Below are 20,333 nucleotides of genomic sequence, written 5' to 3' on the forward strand. Positions count from 1 at the left end.
TCCGTTATCGGTGGTGGCGTATTCGCTCAGGCCTTCAGAAGCGCGAGCGCCTCGTCGAGCGACTTCGGATCGAGCACCGAGGCGCCGACCAGGTTGCCGTCGATACGCTTGGTGAGGCCCGCAAGCACCTTGCCCGGACCGCATTCGACCACGTGCGTCGCGCCTTGCGCCGCGATGGCCTGCACGCACTCGACCCAGCGCACGGCGCCCGCGGCCTGGCGCACGAGCGCGTCGCGGATCTTCGCGGGGTCGGTCTCGAATGCCACGTCGACGTTGTTCACCACCGGAATTTGCGGTGCGTTCAGCGTGACGTTCGCGAGGTAGTCGCGCAGCTGGTCCGAGGCGGGCTTGAGCAGCGACGAGTGGAACGGCGCCGAAACCGGCAGCGGCAGCGCGCGCTTGGCGCCCTTCGCCTTGGCGATTTCACAGGCCTTCTCGACCGCGCCCTTGTGGCCCGCGATCACGACCTGCGCCGGCGCGTTGAAGTTCACCGCTTCGACCACGCCGCCGCTCGCAGCAGCGGCTTCCGTGCAGACTGCGCGCACGGTGTCGTCGTCGAGACCGAGCACGGCGGCCATGCCGCCCTCGCCCACCGGCACCGCGCTTTGCATCGCCTGCGCACGAAAACGCACGAGCGGCACGGCGTCGCGGAATGCGAGCACGCCGGCGGCGACGAGCGCCGTGTATTCGCCGAGGCTGTGGCCCGCGACGATGGCAGGCAGAGGCCCGCCCGCCTGCTGCCACGCGCGATAAACGGCGTAGGCGGCGGTGAGCATGACCGGCTGGGTGTTGGTGGTGAGATTGAGTTCTTCAGCGGGGCCTTCGGCGATCAGCTTGCCGAGGTCCTGGCCCAGCGCGTCGGACGCTTCTTGCAGCGTCTCGCGCACGACGGCGTTATCGGCAAAGGCGTCGAGCATGCCGACGGCCTGCGAGCCTTGTCCGGGAAAAACGAACGCGAATTTCATAACGTCCCCAAATTCGATCAATACGGGTGGGCAATGCGCTCGGATGGACCGCCGCCGGCTGCGCGCGACGTGTTCGTCGTGCGCCAGGACCGGCTGCGGGAGCGCGAGAGCCCGCTCAGGATGTTTAGAAGCGGATGACGGAGGCGCCCCAGGTGAAGCCGCCGCCGACGCCTTCGATCAGCACGTTGTGGCCGCGCTTGATGCGGCCGTCGCGCACTGCAACATCGAAAGCGAGCGGAATCGAGGCCGCCGAGGTGTTGCCATGCTCGCCCACGGTCACCACCATGCGCTCCGCGGGCAGGCCGAGCTTGCGGCAGGTGCCCTGCATGATGCGGATGTTGGCCTGGTGCGGAATCAGCCAGTCGACCTGGTCGGCGGAGAGCTGCGCCTTGTCGAGCGCTTCGATCGCGACCTTTTCGAGCACGTTCACGGCCAGCTTGAACACCGCCTGGCCATCCATGTGCAGGAACGCGTTGCCCGCGATCACGCCGCCGTGCACGTTGCCCGGCGTGCACAGGATGTGCGCGTAGCTGCCGTCGGCGTGCAGCGCGCTCGAAAGCACGCCCGGTTCGTTCGACGCCTGCAGGATGATCGCGCCTGCGCCGTCGCCGAACAGCACACAGGTGGTGCGATCGTTGAAATCGAGAATACGCGAGAAGGTTTCTGCGCCGACCACGAGCGCCGTGCGATGCTGGCCGCTGCGGATCAGGCTGTCGGCCACCGAAACGGCGTACGCGAAGCCCGAGCACACGGCCTGCACGTCGAACGCCGCACCGTGATTGCGGACGCCGAGCTTGTTCTGCAAGAGGCAGGCCGTGCTCGGAAAGACGAAATCGGGCGTGGAAGTGGCGACGATGATGAGGTCGATCGATTGCGGATCGACGTCGGCTGCCGCAATCGCACGCTGCGATGCCGCAAGCGCGAGATCGCTCGTCGTGACGTCGGGCGCGGCGAAGTGGCGCGCGTGAATGCCCGTGCGGGCCACGATCCACTCGTCGCTCGTTTCGACGCCTTTTGCGGCGAGCCGTTCGGCCAGTTCCTGGTTGGTGACGCGATCAGGCGGAAGGTAGCTGCCCGTGCCGATCACGCGGGAATAGAGAGTCGATTGAGCCATTATGCCTTCGAGGATGATGCGGCGCCGGGCGGTACCTCGCCCGCTGCCTGGCTGGGCGCACTGGTAGCCTGCCCCGCCTGCGCGGCTTGCACGTTCTGGGCGCCGCCGGGCTCGTCTGCCGCCTGTTCGAGCGAACCGGCGTTTTCTTCCATGGCGTGCGCGAGGCGCTCCAGCACGCCATTTTTGACGGCATCATACCCGCGATTGATCGCACACTCAAACGCGTAGGCATCGGCCGAGCCGTGGCTCTTGATGACGAGGCTCTTCAGGCCGAGCAGCGCCGCGCCGTTGTACTGGCGATGGTCAACCCGCTTCTTGAAGCGCATGAGCACGGGCAGAGCGGCAATCGCCATGAGCTTGGTGAGCCACGAGCGGCCGAACTCTTCCTTGATCATGTCGTTGAGCATCTGCGCGAGGCCCTCCGACGTCTTGAGCGCGACATTCCCAACGAAACCGTCACAGACGATGACGTCGACGGTGCCCTTGTAAATGTCGTTGCCTTCAACGTTGCCGCGGAAGTTCAGCGTGCTCGCGCGCAGGAGCTCGCCAGCGCGCTTGATGGTGTCGTTGCCCTTGATGACTTCTTCGCCGATATTCAGGAGCCCGATGGTTGGGCGATCCTTGCCCTCGAGCGCCGCGACGAGCGCGTGGCCCATCTCCGCGAACTGCAGCAGGTGCTGCGGTTCGCAGTCGACGTTCGCGCCGAGGTCGAGCATCGTCGTGTAGCCGCGCGGGTTTGGCAGCGCGAAGGCGATAGCCGGGCGTTCGATGCCAGGCAACGTCTTGAGCACGTAGCGCGAAACGGCCATCAGCGCGCCGGTGTTGCCGGCCGAGATGCAGGCTTGCGCCTCGCCCTCTTTCACGCGATTGAGCGCGACGCGCATCGACGAGTCTTTTTTCTTGCGCAGGGCGACTTCGACCGGATCGTCCATTTCGACGACCTCGGTGGCGGGCACGACGGTAAGCGCGGGATGGTCCGACGCCTTCAGCTTCTTCAACTGGGCGCGAACCGCCGACTCGACGCCAACGAGCATGAGATGCGCGTCGGGGTGCGAGCGGACGAAATGGACTGCGGCAGGCACCGTCACAGACGGGCCGTGGTCGCCTCCCATGCAATCTATCGTGAGCGTAACAGTCATGGAATGCGACGGATTTCAGGCATAAAAAAGCGGCAGTTGAATGCCGCCTTTTTGCCGAGCCGAAATATGGTCAAGCGAACGGAATCGTCAGATGCGGCGCCAGGTGCCAAACACCGCGCCGCACGCTGAAACGATTAGTCGTTCTTGGTCTTGACGACTTTCTTGCCGCGGTAGTAGCCGTTCGGGCTGATGTGGTGACGCAGATGCACTTCACCCGTGCTCGGCTCGACGGCCAGCGGCGCGCCCGTGAGGAAATCGTGCGAGCGGTGCATACCGCGCTTCGACGGCGACTTCTTGTTTTGTTGAACTGCCATGATAACTCCTGAAAATTTTCCGAATTCTAACACAGCCCGATCCGGCCGCCGCCACCCTTGGGGGATGGCCGGACTCCGGGCTCAGGCCCACGCGTCTGGTACTGCCTGCCCCGCGCAGCCGCCTAAGGCTTACCTTAGTGCTTGCTGCCGGGACCGTCCTTCTTGAGCGATTCGAGCGCCGCAAACGGGTTGACGCGCTCTTCCGGCTCGATTTCCTGCTCCGGCACGTCGTCTACGGAATCCACGCCTTCCGCGCCGTCGGGACCCGAGGCGAGGCTTTCGTGAATTTCCGGACAGACTTCGTGCTTCGGCACCAGCGGCAGCGCGAGCAACAGCTCCTCTTCGATCAAGTCGACGAGATCGAAATGGCGCGAGCCCACGATCACTTCGACTTCATCGTCGTCGAGCGGAAACTCGTCCGCCTCTTCTTCCGTCTGGACGATACGGAAGGTCGCATCCGCATTGAATGCCTGCTCGTAGGGAGCGAGGCACCGCTGGCACGTGAGCCACGCGCCACCGTGAACAGCCAGCCGCAGGTATGGCTGCGGCCCTTCGGTACCGTTGTCCTGCAATTCCTGCTGGGTAAAGCCCGCAGCCTGCCAGGTAAACGCGGTGTCGCGATCTGGCGCCTCGGCCGGGACTTCGTTTAACATGCGCGGCAGTTGCGAGACGCGCACGACGCCCGCTGCTTCACGCTCGCTGCGCGCGAATTCGAAGATATCGAAGTCACGCGGATTCAGTTCAGCGCCAGCAGGCTTACCAGAATGTTCGGTCATGTGCGCTCCCCTGCTTCAAGGCTTAGGGCGGGGCAAGCGATGCGCGAAAGCCGACAGCGGCTCACAGCGATCCAGCTTGTTCCGGCCTACATTAGCCCGTTTTGCCCGCGGTATTTGCCTATATTGGCCATCGACACGCTACTGCCGGCAAGGTCTTTCAAGCCTTGACACCTGAAAATACAGGCGCCCGCACAAGACGTGCGACGAGAGCATACCGATGAAAAGCCCAAAATCATATCGCCTTTATCTTTGTGAGTCAAACACTTAAGCTCGCGTACGCAAGTGTCTGTGCAAACGCGGTTTTCGGGAGCCTCTAGCGACGTTTTGCGGGAAATCCGCCCCCGTTTTCGGCACCCGAGCACCCGAAAATCGCCAGACCACAACCGCCTTTTCGCCAGCCACATTCGTAGTCACATTCGCAGCCGCTTTCATACTCCGAACGAACATGCAGGATTCTCCCTCGCAGGCCCCACGCACGGGCCGCCCCGCCCTCATCCTCGCCTCCAGCTCGCGCTACCGGCGCGAGTTACTCGAACGTCTGCGCATTCCCTTCGACACGGCCGTGCCCGCCGTCGACGAAACGCCGCACCCCGGCGAAACGCCCGAAGCGACGGCGCTGCGCCTGGCTGCTGCGAAGGCCCGCGCCGTGGCCGCCGCCCTGCCCTCCGGCGCCGCGCGCACGCTCGTGATCGGCTCCGACCAGGTCGCCACCTTCGATGGCCGACAGATCGGCAAGCCCGGCACGCACGAACGCGCGCTCGAGCAACTGCAGGCCATGCGTGGCCGCGAGGTGTTGTTCCATAGTGCCCTGAGCGTGCTCGACACCGCTACTGGCCAAACGGATACCGTCGATGTCGTCACGAAGGTGCGCTTTCGCGACCTGCCCGACGCCGCGCTCGACGCCTATCTGCGCGCCGAAACGCCTTACGACTGCGCGGGCAGCGCGAAAGCGGAGGGGCTTGGCATCACGCTGCTCGAAGCGATCGAATCGGACGACCCCACCGCCCTGATCGGCCTGCCGCTCATCGCGCTCACGCGCATGCTGCTTGCCGCGGGCTATCCGTTGCTGGAGACGCAAGCATGAGCCTGGGCACCCTCTATCTGATTCCCAACACGCTCGGCGAAGGCGACGACGACGCGCTCAACGCCGTCTTGCCCGCGCCCGTGCGCGAACGCGCGGGCGCGCTCGCCAGCTACATCGGCGAAAACGCGAAGACCACGCGCGCCTTCCTCAAGCGCGTGGGCACGACGCGCCCGATCCAGGAAATCGAGATCAGCGAACTCAATGTCAACACGCCCGCGGGCCAAGTCGACAAGCTGCTCGCCCCACTGCTTGCGGGCATCGACACGGGGCTCGTTTCCGAAGCGGGCGTGCCCGCAGTCGCCGATCCGGGCGCGCTGCTCGTGCGGCGCGCGCACGAGCGCGGCATCAAGGTGGTGCCGCTCGTGGGTCCGAGTTCGATTCTGCTCGCGTTGATGGCATCGGGCCTGAACGGCCAGAGCTTCGCGTTTCACGGCTACCTGCCCGTCGACGCGAACGAGCGCGTGAAAAAGCTGCGCGATCTGGAGCAGACCTCGCGCAAGGGCAAGCAGACTCAGATCTTCATCGAGACGCCCTATCGCAACCGCACGCTGCTCGACGCGCTGCTCGCGACCTGCGCGCCCTCCACGCTCGTGTGCGTCGCCGCCGATCTCACGCTGCCAACCGAGACGATCGTGAGCCGCGCCGTGTCCGACTGGAAAAAGAAGCCCGCGCCCGAATTGCACAAGCGGCCGGCGATTTTCCTGCTGCTCGCGCACTGAACGCTTCGGCGCGCCAAAACGAATCGGCCGCTGCGCAACCCTCGCGCAGCGGCCGATTTTTCTTGAGGACGACCGGAAGCTAACGTGTCGCCAGTGCTCAGTGCACCGACAGCTTGCCGCCCATCAGCAGCGAATGCATGGCCGCCGAGCCAATGTTCGCGCCCACGCGCTTCGCGACGCGATCGGTGAGACTCTGCTTGACCGTGTAATCGACGACGTCCGGCGCCTTGATCACCTCGCGCGCCACGTAATCAGTGTCACCGTAGCCGTCAGCCAGACCGAGCTCCACGCTCTTCTGCCCGGTCCAGAACAGGCCCGAGAAGATATCCGGCGAGTCCTTCAGGCGCTTGCCGCGGCCGGCCTTCACGGCGTCGATGAACTGCTGGTGGATCTGGTCAAGCATCTCCTGGGCGTGTGCGTCCATTTTCGGCGTGTCGGGCGAGAACGGATCGAAGAAGCCCTTGTTTTCGCCGGAGGTGCGCAGGCGCCGCTGGACGCCGAGCTTGTCCATGAGGCCGGTAAAGCCGAATCCGTCCATCAGCACGCCGATCGAGCCCACGATGCTCGCCTTGTTGACATAGATCTTGTCGGCGGCGGCCGCGACGTAATAGCCGCCCGAAGCGCACATGTCGCCCACCACCACGTAAAGCGGGATGGCCGGGTACTTCGTGCGCAGACGGTGGATCTCATCGTTGATGATGCCGGCCTGCACCGGGCTGCCGCCGGGGCTGTCGATATGCAGGATCACGCCCGCGGTGCCGTCGTCGTCGAAGGCGCTGTCGAGCGCGCTGATGATGTCTTCGGCGTTCGCCGGCGTGTCGGAGCCGATTTCGCCGTCGAGCGAAACGAGCGCCGTGTGGCGCCCTTCACTCTCCACGCGCGCGCCCGACAGATCCAGGATCGCCCACGCGATCACCACGAACACGGCGAGAAACGCGAAGCGAAAGAAGATACGCCAGCGCCGCGCCGCGCGCTGCTCGGTGATGGCCGCGAGCGCGATGCGTTCGAGCGCCTCGCGCTCCCAGCCAGGCGCGGGCGCGCCGCGGTCTGACGAAGCCGCTCGGGGCGCTTCGTTCGAATCAGGGGTCGGATTGTCGGACATGCGGGCGGCTTACGTTCGAAAGGGGTCGAAAGTCAGGAATCAGGTTGGGGTCGGACGCAAAGCATCGTCCGGCAGCCAGAATACCGCACGCCCCTCAGGCGTGTCGCGTTCCTCGACTTGCACGGGGCGCAAACGCCCGCCACGGCATGGGCCGCCGACGCACTTGCCCGTGTCGGGCTGGTAGATCGCGCCGTGCGTGGCGCACATCAGATAGAGCCCCGACGACTCGAAGAACTGGCCCTCGACCCAGTCGAGTTCCATCGGCACGTGCGCGCAGCGGTTCAGGTAGCCGTAGACCTCCCCGCCGTAGCGCACGAAAAACACCACGGCGTCGCCGCCCGCGTAAGTCGCAGTCATGCGCCGACCCTCGCCGCCCTCGGCGAGTTCGTCGGACGCGCATACGCGCACCGGCTCGAGCGCCGCTGTCTCGGGCGCCGTGCTCATGCGTTCTCCCGCAGCCAGCCCGCAAGCGCGGCCACGTCGGGCGCGACGAAGCGCGGCTCGAGCTTTTCGAGTGCGCCGGACGCATGCGCGCCATACGCCACGCCGATGGCGGCCGCGCCCGCATTGATCGCCATCTGCAGATCGTGGGTCGTGTCGCCGATCATCACCGTACGGCCCAGATCCTGCCCCAGTTCGCGCGTGAGCTCCTGGAGCATGGCCGGATGCGGCTTCGAGAAGGTTTCATCGGCGCAGCGGGTGCCGTCGAAGAGGCTCGTGAGCCGCGAATCCGCCAGCGCGCGGTTCAGCCCCACGCGGCTCTTGCCGGTCGCCACGGCGAGCAGGTAGCCAGTGTCGCGCAGTTCCGTGAGCATCTCGCGCACGCCTGCGAACAGCTCAGTCTGCTGATCCTTCAGCAAATAGTGGATGCGATAGCGCTCGACGAGCCGCGGGTAGTCGGCCGGATCGAGCGTGGGCGCGGCAATCTGCAGCGCCTCGCGCAGGCCGAGGCCGATCACGTAGCTCGCCGCCTCGTCGCCGGGCACGGGTAGGCCCAGGTCGCGGCACGCCGCCTGGATGCTGCGCGTGATATGGGCGGTCGAGTCCATCAAGGTGCCGTCCCAGTCGAACACAATCAGGTCAAATAACTCTCGAGCCATGCAGGACTTCTCCAAACGCTGTCAGATTCGGTGTCATTCGGGACGTGCCGCGCCAGGTCGCGCCGCGCCAGGCCGGGCCGCGTCGGTCGCCGCGCCTTCCTCGCGCTGCGCGCGCAGCGCGTCGACGAAGCTGCGGCAATCCGCCGGCAACGGCGCCTCGAACTGCAACGGGGCGCCCGTAATCGGGTGTGCGAGCTTCAATCGGTGCGCATGCAGAAACATGCGCTTGATGCCCGGCTTCGCGCCCGTGCGCGCGAGGTCCTTGTTGAGCGCGAAGTCGCCGTACTTGGCGTCGCCGACGATCGGCAGGCCGAGGTGAGCGAGGTGCACGCGGATCTGGTGCGTGCGGCCCGTCTTCAGCTCGGCTTCGAGGAGCGCGTAGCCCGGCCAGCGCTCAACGAGGTTGAATACCGTATGCGAGGGCAAGCCGTCCGGCTGCACGCGCACGCGGCGTTCGCCTTCCGGGGTCAGATACTTATGGAGCGGCTCTTTCACTGCGCGCCGACGGCCCCAGTCGCTCGCCCATTCGCCGTGAACGCAGGCGAAATAGCGCTTGTCGGTCTGGTTATCGCGCATCTGCGCATGCAGACCCACGAGCGCGGCGCGCTTCTTGGCGAGCATCAGCACGCCCGACGTTTCGCGGTCGAGCCGGTGGACCAGCTCGAGGAACTTGCCCTGCGGGCGCGCCTCGCGCAACTGCTCGATCACGCCGAACGCCACGCCGCTGCCGCCGTGCACGGCCACGCCGGCGGGCTTGTCGATGACGAGCAGCGCGTCGTCCTCGTAGATGATGGGAAACTGGGCCGCCGGCACGGGCGCGGCGCCGGCCGGCGCGCTCGATTGCGACGTGCGGATGGGCGGCACGCGCACGATGTCGCCTTCCGCGAGCCGATATTGCGCATCTACCCGACCCTTATTTACGCGCACTTCCCCGCTGCGCAAAATGCGATAGATGTGGCTTTTCGGCACGCCTTTGCAGACGCGCACGAGAAAATTGTCGATGCGCTGACCGGCCGCGCCCTCGTCGATTTCGACGAACGAAACCTGGTCGCTTGCGACCTGATTCTGGGATGTTTTGCCTAACCCTTTCATTCTGAATATAATTTGCCCAGCGCCGACGCAACGGTAGGCCATACGGCCAAATGTTCTGCGAACCACCCAATGGACACCCCAAGGGGGTTATCCTGGACTTGGACCACGCGGCGAGCGCAGGCTGCAAGCGATAAACGGTTATTTTACTTGCGCCCGGGGCTGGTTGCTCACCCCGCTTGATGAGAAGCAACGAGTTGCACGCACGGATCACCACTCCGGCAGGGACGGCGCCCACAGGCACGTTCGGTCAGGGGCGGCTCCGACGGTAACGGAACATTGGTATAAAGAATTTATCCGGCGCGTCCCGCCGCGTGGTCGAAGTGACCGCCGCAGGAGGCGCTGGTGGCGAAAATACGGCGAGCGCCCGAAGCGTCCCGGCAATGTGCGGGACACGGCGACGTCAAAAGTGGCGAGACACCCCGAGGGGGAAGACGGGCGTTCCTGAAAAGCTTCCCGTGCGCGGCCCTGATTGAATCTTGAGGCCGCGAACCTGATCCAGTCGCAAGCGCGCGCGGTTCGCCGCTGCGGCCGGCGTCTGTCACGGTCAGTGCGATGTGCACACGATGAACACAACCATCGGCACATCGACGGCCACGGCAGCAGGTGGATTGGAAGCGCAGGAAAACGTTGCCGTCGCGAACCCGCGGCATGTCTCGTCGCTTCTTGAAGACGTATTTCGCATGTGCCCACGCGGCCCCGTCCACGGCAACGCAACGCCGGACCGGCGCCCAGAAAAGGCAATTCTCCCCGCCATCGTTCCCGCTCCAGCGTGCTTGTGACAACACAATAAGGCGCGGCTCGCCGCTGCCCGCACCGTGCTGCCTGGCGTCACCGCCGCGCACCGTGCGGCTCGCGCGCGAACGCACTGGAGTCGTTCAATGAAACGAATGCTGTTCAACGCGACACAGCAGGAAGAACTGCGTGTCGCCATCGTCGATGGACAAAAGCTCATCGACATCGACATCGAAACCGCCGGGCGCGAACAGCGCAAAGGCAACATCTACAAGGGGATCGTCACCCGTATCGAGCCTTCGCTCGAAGCGTGTTTCGTCAACTACGGCGAAGACCGCCACGGCTTCCTGCCGTTCAAGGAAGTCGCCCGCCAGTACTTCCGCGAAGGCATCGACATGCGCGGCGCGCGCATTCAGGACGCCCTCAAGGAAGGCCAGGAACTGATCGTCCAGGTCGAGAAGGAAGAGCGTGGCAACAAGGGCGCCGCCCTCACCACGTTCATCTCGCTCGCCGGCCGCTACCTCGTCCTCATGCCGAACAACCCGCGCGGCGGCGGCGTCTCGCGCCGCATCGAGGGTGACGACCGTCAGGAACTGCGCGAAACCATGGCGCAGCTGCAACTGCCGGACGGCATGAGCATCATCGCGCGCACGGCCGGCATCGGCCGCTCCGCCGAAGAACTCCAGTGGGACCTGAACTACCTGCTGCAACTGTGGCGCGCCATCGAAGCCGCGTCGCAGGCCGGCCAGTCCGGTCAGCCCATGCTGATCTACCTGGAATCGAGCCTCGTCATTCGCGCGATCCGCGACTACTTCCAGCCCGACATCGGCGAAATCCTCATCGACACCACCGAGATCTATGACCAGGCGCGCGCCTTCATGGATATCGTGATGCCGGACAATGTCAATAAGGTGAAGCGGTATCACGACGACGTGCCGCTTTTCTCGCGTTTCCAGATCGAGCACCAGATCGAGACGGCGTATTCGCGCACGGTGCCGCTGCCCTCGGGCGGCGCGATCGTGATCGACCACACCGAAGCGCTCGTCGCCATCGACGTGAACTCGGCGCGCGCCACCAAGGGCGCCGACATCGAGGAAACCGCCGCGCGCACCAACCTCGAAGCCGCCGACGAAGTGGCGCGCCAACTGCGTCTGCGCGACCTGGGCGGCCTGATCGTGATCGACTTCATCGACATGGAGTCGGCCAAGAGCCAGCGCGAAGTCGAGCAGCGCCTGAAAGACGCGCTGCGCCACGACCGCGCCCGCGTGCAGATGGGCAAGATCTCGCGCTTCGGCCTGATGGAACTGTCGCGTCAGCGCCTGCGCCCCGCCCTCTCGGAAGGCAGCCACGTGACGTGCCCGCGCTGTAACGGCACGGGTCATATCCGCGATACGGAATCGTCGGCGCTTCAGGTCCTGCGCATCATCCAGGAAGAGGCGATGAAGGAAAACACCGCGGCAATTCATTGCCAGGTGCCGGTCGAAGTGACCGCCTTCCTGCTCAACGAAAAGCGTTCGGAAATCAACAAGATCGAGTCGCGCTTCAAGGTTGCGGTCGTTCTGATCCCGAACAAGCACCTCGAAACGCCGCACTACAAGCTCGAGCGCCTGCGTCACGACGACGCGCGCCTCGACGATCCGCGCGCCTCGTGGAAGATGGCCGAGGAAGCGGCTCGCGAACTCGAGTCGGAAACCGGCTACAGCAAGCGCACCGCCGAAGCCAAGCCGAAGCAGGAAGCCGCGGTGAAGGGCATCACGCCGGAGCGTCCCGCGCCGAGCGCGCCGGTCAAGCCGGCCGAAACCGCACCCGTCGCGGCGCAACTGGCCGTCACCCCCGCGGGCGGCGGTTTCTTTGGCTGGGTCAAGCGCCTCTTCGGCGGCGCACCGGCTGCGGCGCCCGCACCGGCACCGGTCGCTCAACCCGAAAAGACTGCCCGTCCGACCCGCGAAGCGCGTACCGAGCGCGGTGAGAAGACCAGCGGCGACCGCAACCGCAATCGCCGTTCCGGCGGCCGCGACGCGGCAGGCCGCGGCGAAAGCGCAGGCGGCACCCGCACCGGCCAGCCGGCTGGCCGCCGCGAGGAACGCGAGCCGCGCGAACAGCGTGAGCCGCGTGAAGCACGCGAAGGCCGTGGCACCCGCGAGCCGCGTGAGCCGCGTGAACAACGCGAACCGCGCGAGCAACGTGAACCGCGTGAAACCCGCGAAGCACGCGGCGAGCGCGAACAGCGCATCGAACGCGTCGAGCGCGGCCAGGAACGTAGCGACGTAACGGCGGAAGCCGGCGCCGCACGCGGTGAGCGTCAGGAACGTGGCGAGCGCCGCGAACGCGGTGAACGTGGCGAGCGCGGTGAGTCGCGTCGCCGTCAGCAAGCCGAGGCCGCTGAAGCCCAGGAAGCGCGTCTTGACGCCGCATCGGCAGGTGCCGAAGGCATCGAAGCGCCGCAGACGGAAGAACTGCCCGAAGGCGTGAGCGCGGGTGTCGACGAAGACGGCGTGCCGCGTGAAGGCGAAGAACGCCGCCGCCGCCGCCGCGGCCGCCGTGGTGGTCGCCGCGAGCGCGAGACGGATGCAGCAGGCCTCACGCCGGGTGCAGACGCACCGGAAGGCGAAGAGCAAGCCGCACCCTCTCAACCGGCCATCGAGCAGCCTGCCATTGCAGCCCAGGTGCATGAAGCACCGGCCGTAGAAGCGCGCACCGAGGCGGCTGTCGAGACTGTCGTGACCGCACAGCCGGCCGCAGCCGTCGTCGCCGAAGCCGGGCACGTGCCCGCCGCTGCCGTGACGACTACGCCGGTCGAAACCGTCGCGCCCGCTGCAGAGCAAGCTCCGGCTCCGGCCGAGCCGGCTCCGGCGCCCGTCGAAGCCGCACCGGTGAGCGTCGAAACCGCGCATGTGGTCGAGCCGAAGGCCGAAGAACCTGTGACGCCCGTTGCGCCCGTAGCGCCTGTCGCTCCCGTTGCGCCCGCCGCAGCGGAAGAACAGGTCGTGCCGGCAGCCCCGGTCGAGCCGGTCCAGGCCGAAACGCATCCTGTCGTGCGGGAAGACCGCGTCGAAGCGCCGCGGACCGAAGAGCCGGCCGCAGCAGCGCCCGTCGCTCAACCGGAGCCCGCGCAAGAAGCGGTAGCAGCCGCACCGGCGGTCGTCGCGATCACCGAGCCGGCTGCACAGCATCCGGCCCCGGTGGCAACGGCGGCGCCCGCGCCTGCGGCCAGCGCAGACACGCTGCGTCCGATGCTGGAATCGGCGGGTCTCGTCTGGGTCAATACCGACGCCGACAAGCTGCGCGCCGCGCAGCAGGCCGCCGCGCAACTGGTGAAGCCCGCACGCGCGCCGCGCGAACGCAAACCGCTGCCGCCGGTCGACAGCACGCCGATGCAGCAGGTCGAAACCAGCCGCCAGCCGTAAGCGCTGCAAGCGCAACTGGCCGCGCGCCGGACCTCGCGTCCGGCGCGCTCCCGAAAAGCCCGCCCTTCCGGCGGGCTTTTTTGATATATCAGCGTTCTCCCTTGTCTGTAGGCCGTTGCTGGTTCGGCTAAAATCGAACTAACGCGAGAACGAAGAGACCATGACACGACGCATCATCCCTGTTGCCGACGTTCGATCGCTGCCGCCCGAACTGCCCAGGCCGGCCGCGGGAGCCGTGCGCGCGCCTTCTGGCGCGGTCTTCGACGCGCTCGCCAGACCGCTGCGCGACCTTCGCATCTCGGTCACGGACCGCTGCAATTTCCGCTGCGTGTACTGCATGCCGCGAGCCGTGTTCGACAAGGACTACCCGTTTTTGCCCCATTCCGCGCTGCTTTCGCTCGAAGAAATCGAGCGGCTCGCGCGGCTTTTCGTCGCGCATGGCGTCACCAAGATCCGCCTCACGGGTGGTGAACCGCTGCTGCGCAAGAACATCGAATTCCTGATCGAGCGCCTCGCCGCGCTGCGCACGCCCGCAGGCGAACCGCTCGACATCACGCTCACCACCAATGGCTCGCTGCTTGCCCGCAAGGCGCGCGCGCTGCGCGACGCGGGCCTCACACGCGTGACGGTGAGTCTCGACGCCCTCGATGACGCCCTCTTTCGCCGCATGAACGACGCCGATTTCGCGGTGGCCGACGTGCTCGACGGCATTGCGGCGGCACAAGCCGTGGGTCTCGCGCCGATCAAGGTCAACATGGTCGTCAAGCGCGGCACGAACGACGGCGAGATCGTGCCGCTTGCACGGCATTTCCGCGGCACGGATGTGACGCTACGCTTCATCGAGTACATGGACGTGGGCACGTCGAACGGCTGGAACATGGCCGAAGTGCTGCCGTCCGCGGAAGTCGTCGCGCGCATCACCGAGCACTGGCCGCTCGTGCCGCTGGAGCCCCACAACGCCGCCGAAACGGCGCAGCGCTGGGGCTACGCAGATGGCGCGGGCGAGATCGGCGCGATCTCCAGCGTGACGCGCGCGTTCTGCGGCGACTGCACGCGCGCGCGCCTTTCGACCGAAGGCAAGCTGTACCTGTGCCTGTTCGCCTCGATGGGTTACGACCTGCGCGCGCTGTTGCGCAACGGCGCCACCGACGCGGCTATCTCCGGTGCGATCGCACAGGTATGGGAGGGCCGTGCCGACCGCTACTCGCAGTTGCGAGGCAGCGCGCAGGCACCGGCGGCCTCCGACGAGCGTCGCATCGAAATGTCCTATATCGGCGGCTGAGCAGCCCATGACGCCGACGAGCGCCAACCCCATCCCCTCTGCATCGATCACGGGCCTCGTGCTCGCGGGCGGCCGCGGCCAGCGCATGGGCGGCGCGGACAAGGGCTTGCAGATGCTGCACGGCAAACCGCTTGCAGCGCACGTGCTCACGCGCCTCGCGCCACAGGTCGGCGCCCTCTCGATCAGCGCAAACCGCAACGGCGACGCTTATGCGGCACTCGGCGCGCCGTGGCGAGCGAGCGTGCTCGCCGATACGCTGCCCGACTTCCCCGGACCGCTCGCGGGGCTCCTCGCTGGATTGCGCGCGGCGCAAACCGAATGGCTCCTCACGGCGCCCTGCGATTCGCCCTGGCTGCCAGCCGATCTCGCCGAGCGCCTGGGCCACGCCGCGCTCGCAGAGCGCGCCGACATCCTGACCGCGACCACAACGAACGCCGATGGCGAGGTCTCGCTGCACCCCGTATTCGCGCTCGTACGCACCTCGCTCGCCGACGACCTCGCCGCCTTCCTCGCCGCCGGCGAGCGCAAAGTGCGTGCGTGGTACGCGCGCCACACGGCTGCCGAAGTCGCCTTTGCCGATGAACGTGCGTTTTACAATATCAATTCCTTACAGGAACTGGCCGAACTCGAACGCGCCTGAATTGCAATCGGGCGGCGCCCGGCCAGCCGCCGTCCCCGGCACACGGCCGGCACGCCCGCCTGGACGATCGCCGCACACGCCGTGCGGATGCGACGCTTCCTCACTCGATGACCACGCTTAACCATCCCTCCGGCAGCGCCGGCTGCATCAGCCAGTACGATCCGCAAGCTTTGCCCGTCAGCGCCGCGCAGGCCATCGTGCTGCAGTGGGTGACGCGTCTTGCGGCGAGCGAACGCGTGCCGCTGCGTGAGGCGCTTGCGCGTGTGCTGGCCGAAGACGTGATTTCGCCCATCGACGTCCCCGCGCACGACAACGCCGCGATGGACGGCTACGCGTTCGACGGCGCGGCCCTGGCCGGCGCCTCCGGCAACCTCTCGCTCACCGTGTGCGGCAAGGCCTTCGCCGGTCACGCCTATCCGGGCGAAGTGGCCGCGGGTGCATGCGTGCGCATCATGACCGGCGCGCCGATGCCCACGGGCTGCGACACCGTCGTGCCGCAAGAGCTTGTGTCTGCGCAGGGCGACGTCATCACTTTCGAAGCAAACGCCGTCAAGCGCGGCGCGAACGCCCGCCGCAAGGGCGAGGATCTCGCGCGCGGCGGCGTGGCGCTCGCGGCCGGCCGCGTGCTGCGCGCCTCCGACATTGGCTTGCTGGCCTCGCTCGGTCTCGTCGAGGCGAACGTGAAGCAGCGCCTGCGCGTGGCCTATTTCTCGACCGGCGACGAATTGCGCTCGCCGGGCGAGCCGCTCGAGGCGGGCTGCATCTATGACAGCAACCGCTACGTGCTCGGCGCGATGCTACAGCGCCTGAACGTCGAGGCGATCGACCTGGGCGTCGTGCGCGACGACCCCGCGGCGCTCGCTGCCATGCTGAAACTCGCTGCCGAAACCGCCGATGTCGTGCTAACCTCCGGCGGCGTCTCGGTCGGGGAAGCCGATTTCACGCGCACCCAGTTGCAAACGCTCGGCGACGTCTCGTTCTGGGGCCTCGCCATGCGCCCCGGCCGCCCGCTTGCGTTCGGCCGCATCTGGTCGGGCGGTCGCCCTGGCACTGGCCGCGCGGCACTCCTGTTCGGGCTTCCCGGCAACCCGGTCGCGACGATGGTCTCGTTCTACCAGATCGTGCGCCCCGCCCTCATGGCGATGGCGGGCGCGCAAGCGCAGCCGGTCCCGCTCGTGCCGGCATTGAGCGATCAGCCGATCAAAAAGCGCGAGGGCCGCACCGAATTCCAGCGCGGCCTCGCGCGCCGCGACGCGAGCGGCCAGTGGCGCGTCGCGCCGACCGGCTCGCAAAGCTCGGGCGCGCTCAGCACGATGAGCGAGGCGAACTGCTTCATCGTGCTCGCCCACGAAGCCGGCGATCTCGATGCCGGCGACGCCGTCGACATCATGCTGTTCGATGGACTCGTCTAGCGCGGCGGCGCCCGAGAGGCCATCAAACGTAACCACACGTCCACACCTGCATAACGGACCGACTACTATGAAAAAACAGATCTCGTTCATCGCTGCGGGCCAGACCGCCAAGGCGCTCATCCTCGTGTACCTGACGTTCAGCGTGCCTATCGTGCTGCTCGGCGTGCTCGTGGCGTTCGTGCGCTATGGCTCGGTCGAACTCTCGACCATCTTCAGCGCGCTGCTGCTCAATGCGATCGTCGGCTTCATCCTGCTGTGGATCGCCTGCCACGCGTACAACTGGGTGGCCTCGCGCTTCGGCGGCATCGAGATCCATCTGTCCGACGTGCCCGAGGAAGCGTGATGGCCGCGACGATCCGCGCCGCCACGGCCGCCGACGTCGGCGCGATGCACGCGCTGATGTATGAACTCGCGGAATTCGAGAAGCTCACGCATCTGTTTACGGGCACGGCCGATGGCCTCGCCGACGCCCTGTTCGGCACGCGCCCGGCCGCGGAAGCGCTGGTGGCGGAAGACGCCGGCCGCATCGTCGGCTACGCGCTCTTCTTCCACAACTACTCGACGTTCCTGAGCCGCCGCGGTCTCTATCTCGAAGACCTCTACGTGCAGCCGTCGCAGCGTGGCACCGGCCTCGGCACGGCGATGCTGCGCGCGCTCGCGGCCATTGCCGTCGAACGCGGCTGCGCCCGCTTCGAATGGACCGTGCTCGACTGGAACACGCCGGCCATCGGCTTTTATGAAAAGCTCGGCGCGACCGTGCTGCCCGACTGGCGCGTCGTGCGCATGACCGGCGACGCGCTCGAAAAGCTCGCCGCGCCTGGCGAAACGGTCAGCGGGTAAGCCAACGCACTACATACGCTCGAATGCAAACGGGCCGCCTGGATCAGGCGGCCCGTTTTCTTTTGGCGCGCAGGTTGCTGTCACTCGTCGCCGAATCCCGCTTCGCTTTCTGCGTCGCCATTGCCATTACGCAGCGCTTCGCCGAGAAGATTCGCGGCGGCCTCGCCCGGCAACGCCTCGACGTCGCGCAGCTTGCGGTTCATCGCACGTGTGCGCACCTCCGCCGCCTCGATGGAACGCGTGACCGTTTCGAGCTGCGACTTGGTGCGCGCGAGCACGTCGCCGAACTTGCCGAACTCCGTCTTCACCGCGCCCAGCACCTGCCACACCTCACTCGAGCGGCGTTCGATCGCGAGCGTGCGAAAACCCATCTGCAGGCTGTTGAGGAGCGCCGTGAGCGTGGTCGGACCCGCCACGCTCACGCGGTAGTCGCGCTGCAGGACATCGGTCAAGCCCGGACGGCGCAGGATCTCGGCGTAAAGGCCTTCGGTCGGCAGGAACAGCAGCGCGAAATCAGTCGTGTGCGGCGGCGCGACGTACTTCTCGGCGATGGTGCGCGCCTCCGCGCGGATGCGCACTTCCAGCGCGCGCCCGGCCTCCTCGATCGCGAGCACGTCCGCGCGCTCCTGCGCATCGATGAGACGCTCGTAGTCTTCGCGCGGGAATTTGGCGTCGATCGGCAGCCAGACCGGCTCGCCTTGTTCCGCACCGCCCACGCCGCGTCCAGGCAGGCGAATCGCGAATTCCACGCGCTCCGTGCTCTTTGGCACCGTCGCGACGTTCTTCGCGTACTGGTCGGGCGTGAGCATCTGTTCGAGCAGCGCTTCGAGCTGCACTTCGCCCCAGGTGCCGCGCGTCTTCACATTGGTGAGCACCTTCTTCAGGTCGCCCACGCCCGCGGCCAGCGTCTGCATCTCGCCGAGCCCTCGATGCACCTGCTCCAGCCGATCGGAAACGAGCTTGAACGATTCGCCAAGGCGCTGCTCGAGCGTGGCGTGCAGCTTCTCGTCGACCGTGCGGCGCATTTCCTCGAGCTTCGCCGCGTTGTTCGCCTCGATGTCCTTGAGGCGCTGTTCGAGCGTCGCGCGCACTTCGGCGAAACGCCGGTCGTTGACTTCGGTGAGCTGTCCGAGCTGCTGCGTGAGCAGCGCGCCGAAGTGGCGCAGTGCGGCGCCCTGCTCGTCACGCGCCTGCTGAGCCTGCTGATGCAGGCTCTGGCGCACGGCGTCGAGCTGTTGCGTGTTGGTCGCCGTGAGTTTGGCGAGCTGCTGGGCGAAGCCGTCGATCTGGCTGTTCTGCACGGTCGCGATGCTGCCGAGTTGTGCCGCCAGCGCCTGCTGAACCTGCGCGAAGCCGCCGCCGAACTCGCTGCGCGAGCTCTGCGCCGTGCGCGCGATCTCATTGCGCAGCTCGCGCTCGATGCGCTCGGCCGCGCGCGCCTGCGAGTCGGTCGACGCGGCGAGGCGGTCGCTCAGTTGATCGAGCGCGTCGAGCGTGGCCTCGGCGTCGCCATCGCCATGGCCTTGACGCGCACGCAGCAGCGCCACGAGCGTCACGACGAACGCGATCGCCAACGCAACAATCGCCAGCGACATGACTGCGAGCGGACTCATTGACGGGCTTGCCCCAGCACAGCGGGGTTGATCGGATTGGGCGGCTGCCCGGCGCGCGGTCCCTCGCCGAGCGCGGCGATGAGGTTGTCGGCGGCGAGGTTCGCCATGGCGCGGCGCGTGGCTTCGCTCGCACTCGCGATATGCGGCGTGAGCACGACGTTCTCCACTTCGAGCAACGCCGGATGCACGCGCGGCTCGCCCTCGAACACATCGAGGCCCGCCGCCGCGATCTGGCGCGTGCGCAGCGCATGCGCGAGCGCCGCGTCGTCGACGATGCCGCCGCGCGCGATGTTGGTGAGCGTGGCCGTGGGTTTCATCAGCGCGAATTCGGCTGCGCCGATCGTGTGATGGTTGTCCGCCGTATACGGCAGCACGAGCACGACGTGGTCGGCCTGCTTGAGCAGGTCTTCCTTCGACAGATATTCCGCATTCAGCTCGCGCTCGATCTCAGGCGCGACGCGCGAACGGTTGTGATACACCACGCGCATGTTGAAGCCGCGCGCACGGCGCGCGAGCGCCTGGCCGATACGGCCCATTCCGATCACCCCGAGCGTGGCGCCATGAATATCCGAGCCGAGAAACGCGTCGAACGACCACTTGTCCCACTTGCCCGCGCGCAGGAAGTGCTCCGATTCCGTCACGCGGCGCGCGGCCGCCATCATCAGCGCCCAGCCGAAGTCGGCCGTGGTTTCGTTGAGCACGTCGGGCGTGTTGGTACCGAGAACATTGGCCGCGTTGAAGGCGGCCATGTCGAAGTTGTTGTAGCCCACGGCCATGTTCGACACCACGCGCAGGCGCGGCGCGGCAGCGAGCGTCGCGGCGCCGATCGGGTCGCCCGCGGTGAGCGCGCCGTCCTTGTCGGCGAGACGCTGATGCAGCGCCTCGGGCGAAAGCGCTTCGCCGTTGTTCCAGTCCACGTCGAAATACTGCTTGAGCCGGTCGATCACGTCGGGAAAGATCGGGCGCGCCACGAGAATCTTTTGCATCGTTGCTCTCCACACT

Annotated in this window: 19 protein-coding genes; 8 read left to right on the plus strand and 11 right to left on the minus strand. The window is 66.8% G+C overall.

Translation table 11 applies throughout. The features are described from left to right. Positions 1 to 26: 26 nt before the first annotated feature. The 5 genes from fabD to E1N52_RS15460 form a co-directional block, all read right to left on the minus strand. Entirely contained in the window at positions 27 to 965 is a 939-nt protein-coding gene (gene fabD / locus E1N52_RS15440; RefSeq protein ID WP_133183610.1) for an ACP S-malonyltransferase, read from the minus strand. 124 nt (positions 966 to 1,089) lie between these two features. Then, a complete protein-coding gene (locus tag E1N52_RS15445; protein WP_133183611.1) occupies positions 1,090 to 2,079 on the minus strand; it encodes a beta-ketoacyl-ACP synthase III in 990 nt (329 codons plus the stop codon). Beyond that, positions 2,079 to 3,218 carry a phosphate acyltransferase PlsX gene (gene plsX / locus E1N52_RS15450; protein ID WP_069262574.1) on the minus strand — a complete coding sequence of 380 codons (1,140 nt, stop codon included), beginning with the start codon at positions 3,216 to 3,218 and terminating at the stop codon, positions 2,079 to 2,081. The genes E1N52_RS15445 and plsX overlap by 1 nt, the downstream gene beginning before the upstream one ends. Before the next feature lie 134 nt (positions 3,219 to 3,352). Continuing rightward, entirely contained in the window at positions 3,353 to 3,532 is a 180-nt protein-coding gene (gene rpmF, locus E1N52_RS15455; protein WP_018441573.1) for a 50S ribosomal protein L32, read from the minus strand. Between the two features lie 134 nt (positions 3,533 to 3,666). After that, the gene (locus E1N52_RS15460) at positions 3,667 to 4,308 is read right to left on the minus strand and encodes a DUF177 domain-containing protein (RefSeq protein ID WP_133183613.1); all 642 of its coding nucleotides are present in this window, start codon (positions 4,306 to 4,308) and stop codon (positions 3,667 to 3,669) included. A 445-nt stretch (positions 4,309 to 4,753) separates the two neighbouring features. Here E1N52_RS15460 and E1N52_RS15465 point away from each other — a divergent pair, with 445 nt between their 5' ends. Both E1N52_RS15465 and E1N52_RS15470 read left to right on the plus strand, forming a co-directional pair. Then, positions 4,754 to 5,392: a Maf-like protein gene (locus E1N52_RS15465; protein ID WP_133183615.1), complete on the plus strand. Its 639-nt coding sequence runs from the start codon at positions 4,754 to 4,756 to the stop codon at positions 5,390 to 5,392. Continuing rightward, positions 5,389 to 6,111 (plus strand): SAM-dependent methyltransferase, encoded by a 723-nt coding sequence (locus tag E1N52_RS15470; RefSeq protein WP_133183616.1) that lies wholly within the window; start codon positions 5,389 to 5,391, stop codon positions 6,109 to 6,111. The genes E1N52_RS15465 and E1N52_RS15470 overlap by 4 nt, the downstream gene beginning before the upstream one ends. Positions 6,112 to 6,208: 97 nt before the next feature. Here the strand turns inward: E1N52_RS15470 and E1N52_RS15475 are convergent, their stop codons facing one another. The 4 genes from E1N52_RS15475 to E1N52_RS15490 are packed head-to-tail and all read right to left on the minus strand — an operon-like array spanning position 6,209 to position 9,405. Then, a complete protein-coding gene (locus E1N52_RS15475) occupies positions 6,209 to 7,213 on the minus strand; it encodes a S49 family peptidase (RefSeq protein ID WP_133183618.1) in 1,005 nt (334 codons plus the stop codon). Between the two features lie 39 nt (positions 7,214 to 7,252). Beyond that, complete coding sequence (locus tag E1N52_RS15480) at positions 7,253 to 7,657, minus strand: Rieske (2Fe-2S) protein (protein WP_133183620.1); 405 nt, start codon at positions 7,655 to 7,657, stop codon at positions 7,253 to 7,255. Continuing rightward, positions 7,654 to 8,313 (minus strand): HAD-IA family hydrolase, encoded by a 660-nt coding sequence (locus E1N52_RS15485; protein WP_133183621.1) that lies wholly within the window; start codon positions 8,311 to 8,313, stop codon positions 7,654 to 7,656. The genes E1N52_RS15480 and E1N52_RS15485 overlap by 4 nt, the downstream gene beginning before the upstream one ends. Positions 8,314 to 8,346: 33 nt before the next feature. Continuing rightward, complete coding sequence (locus E1N52_RS15490) at positions 8,347 to 9,405, minus strand: RluA family pseudouridine synthase (RefSeq protein WP_133183622.1); 1,059 nt, start codon at positions 9,403 to 9,405, stop codon at positions 8,347 to 8,349. A gap of 878 nt (positions 9,406 to 10,283) precedes the next feature. Between E1N52_RS15490 and E1N52_RS15495 the strand changes: the two genes are divergently transcribed. The 6 genes from E1N52_RS15495 (at position 10,284) to E1N52_RS15520 (ending at position 17,718) form a co-directional block, all read left to right on the plus strand. Beyond that, positions 10,284 to 13,544 (plus strand): Rne/Rng family ribonuclease, encoded by a 3,261-nt coding sequence (locus E1N52_RS15495; protein WP_133183624.1) that lies wholly within the window; start codon positions 10,284 to 10,286, stop codon positions 13,542 to 13,544. Positions 13,545 to 13,704: 160 nt separating this feature from the next. Then, the gene (moaA, locus tag E1N52_RS15500) at positions 13,705 to 14,826 is read left to right on the plus strand and encodes a GTP 3',8-cyclase MoaA (RefSeq protein ID WP_133183625.1); all 1,122 of its coding nucleotides are present in this window, start codon (positions 13,705 to 13,707) and stop codon (positions 14,824 to 14,826) included. Positions 14,827 to 14,833: 7 nt separating this feature from the next. After that, a complete protein-coding gene (mobA, locus tag E1N52_RS15505; RefSeq protein ID WP_133183626.1) occupies positions 14,834 to 15,466 on the plus strand; it encodes a molybdenum cofactor guanylyltransferase MobA in 633 nt (210 codons plus the stop codon). A gap of 107 nt (positions 15,467 to 15,573) precedes the next feature. Beyond that, the gene (gene moeA, locus E1N52_RS15510) at positions 15,574 to 16,878 is read left to right on the plus strand and encodes a molybdopterin molybdotransferase MoeA (RefSeq protein WP_133183627.1); all 1,305 of its coding nucleotides are present in this window, start codon (positions 15,574 to 15,576) and stop codon (positions 16,876 to 16,878) included. Between the two features lie 67 nt (positions 16,879 to 16,945). Beyond that, positions 16,946 to 17,221, plus strand: a complete 276-nt coding sequence (locus E1N52_RS15515; RefSeq protein ID WP_028212919.1) for a hypothetical protein — start codon at positions 16,946 to 16,948, stop codon at positions 17,219 to 17,221. Beyond that, positions 17,221 to 17,718 carry a GNAT family N-acetyltransferase gene (locus tag E1N52_RS15520; RefSeq protein ID WP_133183629.1) on the plus strand — a complete coding sequence of 166 codons (498 nt, stop codon included), beginning with the start codon at positions 17,221 to 17,223 and terminating at the stop codon, positions 17,716 to 17,718. Before E1N52_RS15515 ends, E1N52_RS15520 begins: the two co-directional genes overlap by 1 nt. Before the next feature lie 80 nt (positions 17,719 to 17,798). Here the strand turns inward: E1N52_RS15520 and E1N52_RS15525 are convergent, their stop codons facing one another. Both E1N52_RS15525 and E1N52_RS15530 read right to left on the minus strand, forming a co-directional pair. Continuing rightward, the gene (locus tag E1N52_RS15525) at positions 17,799 to 19,313 is read right to left on the minus strand and encodes a DNA recombination protein RmuC (protein WP_425468070.1); all 1,515 of its coding nucleotides are present in this window, start codon (positions 19,311 to 19,313) and stop codon (positions 17,799 to 17,801) included. A 14-nt stretch (positions 19,314 to 19,327) separates the two neighbouring features. Then, the gene (locus E1N52_RS15530) at positions 19,328 to 20,317 is read right to left on the minus strand and encodes a 2-hydroxyacid dehydrogenase (RefSeq protein WP_133183632.1); all 990 of its coding nucleotides are present in this window, start codon (positions 20,315 to 20,317) and stop codon (positions 19,328 to 19,330) included. Between the last annotated feature and the right edge of the window lie 16 nt (positions 20,318 to 20,333).

The organism is Paraburkholderia guartelaensis (assembly GCF_004353905.1).
Lineage (GTDB): Bacteria > Pseudomonadota > Gammaproteobacteria > Burkholderiales > Burkholderiaceae > Paraburkholderia > Paraburkholderia guartelaensis.